We start from the raw sequence: 3942 nt of genomic DNA, 5'->3' as shown, positions 1-3942 counted from the left end.
CCGAAGAACATCCCGCTGCCGCTGCCGCCCTGGGTGAAGGCGGTGACGTGCGGACGGCCGTCGATGAGTGTGTAGGCGGACAGCGCCATCGGCGGCATCTCGTCGGTGCCACCTCGCGGCAGGGTGACGTCGACGACGAGCTCGCCGTCCATCGTGAGCACCCAGCGCGTGGTGGTCTCGGTGTTGGTCACCTCGATCTGCTCGACGGACTTGGGGAAGCCCCAGATCTGGTTGCCGGCAGCGCAGGTGAACTGCTCGGTGACCGGGAGGTGGGTGATGAACGTGCCGTCCTCGCCGCCGCCCTCGGGACGGACGAAGAGGATGGTGCCGACCTCCAGGTAGGCACCGAGGTCGTTGTCCTTGTAGTCGATCAGCGCGAGCGCGAACTGTGCGCGGCCCGGCGCGTTCTCGATGACCTCGAAGCCGGCCGGGGCCAGGGCCCGGGCTGCCTCGAGGTCGACGTCGAAGATGACGGTGGCGTTGGAGCCGTGGCGTACGTCGACGGGCATGGTCACGGTCTGGCCGAGGATGTCGTGCGTGATGGTCACGGACAGAAGTAGAACACGTTCTAGAGCGATCCGCGATCCCCTCTTACTGGCATGCTCTCCCCCATGAAGCTCCCGTCCCAGCGCGACCTCTTCCTCGCCACGCTCGACGCCCACCAGAAGGTCTACGAGACGTCCCGCAGACTCGTCGGACACCGCCTGCTGATGGGCATGCCGACCTTGCTGCTGCGCACCACCGGCCGCAAGAGCGGCCTCACCCGGACCACCGCGCTGGTCTACGCGACCGACGGCGACAACCGCCTCGTCGTCGGATCCAACGGCGGCGCCCGCCGCGACCCAGCCTGGATCCTCAACCTGGAAGCCAACAAGGACGTCGAGTTCCAGGTCGGCGTCCGGAAGGTTGTGGGGACTGCCCGGACCGTGCGGACCGATGACCCGGACTACGAGCGGATGTTCTCGCTCTGCAACAAGGCCAACCGGGGCACGTTCGCGAAGTACCGGCAGCGTACGACGCGGCCGTTGCCGATCGTGGTGCTGGCGCCGCGCTGAAACACGCCCCTTTCGCCCACTTTGGGGCGGTTACGCTGACACGTGTTCGCGCAGCACATCCTCGGCAATCCCAATCGGTCGTGGCCCCGGCGACGCCCAAGCCGCAATGCAAGGTGAAGCCGCCAACTACGATCCGTCAGACTTGCAAACCAAGGCTACGGCGCGCACGGATCTTCGCTGTCTCGCGGCCGAGACATGTAGATCGCGATCTCCCCGTAGAGGGGGCCACAGACGGCATTCGCGGTTGCGTGTCGGATATCTACGGCGCGCCCGAGCTTGCTGGTCCAGCCTCCGTCCAGCAACTGCCTCGCGGCGTGGGTCGGGACACCATCGGCGCCGACATAGAGGGCAATCCTCTGAACGCCATCCTCGTGCTCAGAACTGTCACACTCGACGAATCCCAACGATTCGAATGCCGCTCGGAACGCCTCGAGGGTTTCCGCCTGCTCGACGCCGTCTGGCCAATAGGACGGCGTACCTGGGCTCGGCCACCAAAATCGCTCGCTGTCGCACGCCGCCCACGCGATGCAGTTGTAACTGTCAGTGGGCGGGCTTGTTATTTGGTGATTGTCCGATGCAAGCAGCGGGAGATGGTGGCTGCGGATCACCAGTCACTGTCCGCCACGAGTCGGTCGTACCACGCAACCCAACTTGAAGCGGCTTCCGAGACGGTCTGGACGCCCTGAGCTTGGTCTTCGCCTACTATTGAGGTCAACGCCCAGAACCACAGTTCGGGTTGCACTCGCAACTCTGCGATAATGAGCGGAACGGCCTGCGGTCCCAATCCGATGATTTTCTGGTATGCCGGGTGCGCAACAATCTTTGACAGATTCGAGACGAATTGGGTCTCGTCCCTCCACTCGTCGGCGTGCACCTTGAAGAGGTTTCGGACCTCTTGCACCGAACGACTCAGCGGGTCGCGACGGCGCTCGCGGTCTTCGAAACTCGGGGCAAGTTCCATGTAGACCTGCTGAGCATCTGGACTCTCGTGGACGATCGCCCATCGATTCTCGCGAGATTTATTGCGATCTACGTGGGGGACCTTGATTTCGAAGTCGTGCACGTCAGGCGAGTGCGTCTTCGTGACCACCCATCTGAGCGCGGCGCGCCGAACCGAGGCTCGCTCAAGGCCGCGCAGTGCCTCAATCGGCTCAGTCATCTGGATCTCCAACCAAATCGAATTCTGCGATTCCGGCGGCCTCAAGCAGATCCCCAAGAGCAGCGGCTTTCGCCTCAGCCCGTTCGAGCGTCTCGATCATCTGCCTGATGTCGTCGGACTCTAAAGCGAACGATAGCGACCGCAACTTCCCCTCCGCATAGAAATCAAGCCGGAGTGTGTGCACTAGAACTGAGCCCAGGGGGCCGGCCGCGGGATCAGCACCGAAAACCGGTCGGATGTCGGTGATGACGCGACTCAGATGGATCAGGCGCTCAAAGGAGCGTGAAACGTCGAATGCCTTCGCGAGCGCAACGACTCCACGCGCAGACAGCACCTCGGCGAGTTGCGGTGGGAACCCCTTCGGAAGTGGATGCTCTAAGTCGTTCGAAACAAGTTCCGACACAACAACAGCAAGCTCAGCGAGTTCGAAGTCATGGCTGGTGCTTAGCGCCGACAGCGACAGCAGATTGGAGACAACGTCACTAGCATCGTCGTCTGACCATTCAGGTATTGCGGCGCGAACGTCCTCACGCATCGCCTTTGGGTTCGATGCGGTTTGTTGCAGAGCCGTCACTAGGGATTGGCGTTCTCCGTCGCTGAGTCTGCTGAGGCGCTCAAGGCTCGGCGCCGCGTCGCTGGGCATTCTGACCTGGCTGAGACTCGCCACTATTGAACTCCACTCGGGCCGACTCGATCGCTCGCGACCATGATTACAGGCCGCCTAGCCTGCCACACTAGACACACCGAGGTTTGAGCATCCGATCAAGGCGAGCGAGACGGGTCGGCTGCACTACAGGTGTCACCGGGCAGTGAGCGCTCGCCAAGGTTCCGAAGGGAGTGTGCGCAGGTAAGTGAGTTGACCGCGTCAGGTCACGGCCATCCGCCGCCTCATGCTGTCACTTGTTGGTGCAGCAGACCCGACGGCCCGAAACGCGATTCCGTTGTCGACAGCATGCCCAGCCTCGTGGATGTGCATGTGCCGCTCGGTCCCGTGACGGTCACAACTCTGGTCGATTAGGTCCTCCGTTATAGAGAGGCCCTCCCACCACGGAGACGACGAAAGCCCCGCGGACTCTCACTCCGAGGGGCCTTTTCTCTGTCTACTTGGCGATAGCTACGACGGCGACGATGGCCGGCACCAGCGCCTTGACCATGTCGGTGCCGCCAGGCTTCTTCAGGAAGTAGACACCGAATCCACAGACGGTGACCACGCCGCCAACTGCGCACACGGGCTTGACCCACTGCTGAGGAGCAGGCTTGAGCGTGGTCTTCGAACTCTCGGAACTCGTCATTACGAACCATCCAGACGGACTCTGATCGGGAGCCGGAGGACACCCTGAACACAGCCCTTGTTCTGGGTGATTGGGTAGTGCTTGAGCGAGTACCGGCCGCCTCCGGCTGACCACTCGTTCGCAAATCTGCTACACCGGTCACGCAAGGTGACCGAATAATGGCCGCTCAAGGCGGCATATAGGGAGCTCTGGCTGATGGCTCGCGCCGTCAGCGACGACGGTCAAGATGTCGCGCTCGATAAAGAACGATACCTGCCTCGGATCTGGACCGCCTAGCTCCAGGCGGGCCCGCGGATGCCCAGAGCGTCATTTCGCCGCGACCGATGCTCCTCGGCCGCACCCGCCGGAGCCATGGAAGGTGGAAGGGTTCCGGAGTCGTCGCGCTGCTCAGTGAGTCGACGCCGGCAGCACGCAGAACTCGTTGCCCGACGGATCC

6 protein-coding genes are annotated in these 3942 nt (G+C 62.9%); 1 reads left to right on the top strand and 5 read right to left on the bottom strand.

Annotation, left to right across the window (positions count from 1 at the left end; all coding sequences use genetic code 11):
- Positions 1-548 (bottom strand): acetoacetate decarboxylase family protein (locus tag ACOADB_RS13675; RefSeq protein WP_378599481.1); only part of this gene is annotated, 548 nt, incomplete at its 3' end.
- Positions 549-611: 63 nt separating this feature from the next.
- On the opposite strand from ACOADB_RS13675, the gene ACOADB_RS13670 reads away from it, so the two are divergent.
- Positions 612-1055 (top strand): nitroreductase/quinone reductase family protein, encoded by a 444-nt coding sequence (locus tag ACOADB_RS13670; protein WP_378599478.1) that lies wholly within the window; start codon positions 612-614, stop codon positions 1053-1055.
- Between the two features lie 155 nt (positions 1056-1210).
- Here the strand turns inward: ACOADB_RS13670 and ACOADB_RS13665 are convergent, their stop codons facing one another.
- From ACOADB_RS13665 to ACOADB_RS13650, 4 genes are all read right to left on the bottom strand, one after another.
- Positions 1211-1663 (bottom strand): DUF7689 domain-containing protein, encoded by a 453-nt coding sequence (locus tag ACOADB_RS13665; RefSeq protein ID WP_420280859.1) that lies wholly within the window; start codon positions 1661-1663, stop codon positions 1211-1213.
- Positions 1660-2214: a hypothetical protein gene (locus tag ACOADB_RS13660; RefSeq protein WP_378599475.1), complete on the bottom strand. Its 555-nt coding sequence runs from the start codon at positions 2212-2214 to the stop codon at positions 1660-1662. The genes ACOADB_RS13665 and ACOADB_RS13660 overlap by 4 nt, the downstream gene beginning before the upstream one ends.
- Complete coding sequence (locus ACOADB_RS13655) at positions 2207-2881, bottom strand: hypothetical protein (RefSeq protein ID WP_378599472.1); 675 nt, start codon at positions 2879-2881, stop codon at positions 2207-2209. Before ACOADB_RS13655 ends, ACOADB_RS13660 begins: the two co-directional genes overlap by 8 nt.
- 433 nt (positions 2882-3314) lie before the next feature.
- On the bottom strand, positions 3315-3506 hold the full coding sequence (locus ACOADB_RS13650; RefSeq protein ID WP_378599469.1) for a hypothetical protein: 192 nt from the start codon (positions 3504-3506) through the stop codon (positions 3315-3317).
- Positions 3507-3942: the final 436 nt, after the last annotated feature.

Origin of the sequence: Nocardioides sp. CPCC 206348 (assembly GCF_048654705.1) — a bacterium.
In the GTDB taxonomy this organism is placed as follows: Bacteria; Actinomycetota; Actinomycetes; order Propionibacteriales; family Nocardioidaceae; genus Nocardioides.
Note: the sequence above shows the minus strand (reverse complement) of the source record. Positions and strands in the feature narration are given on the sequence as shown.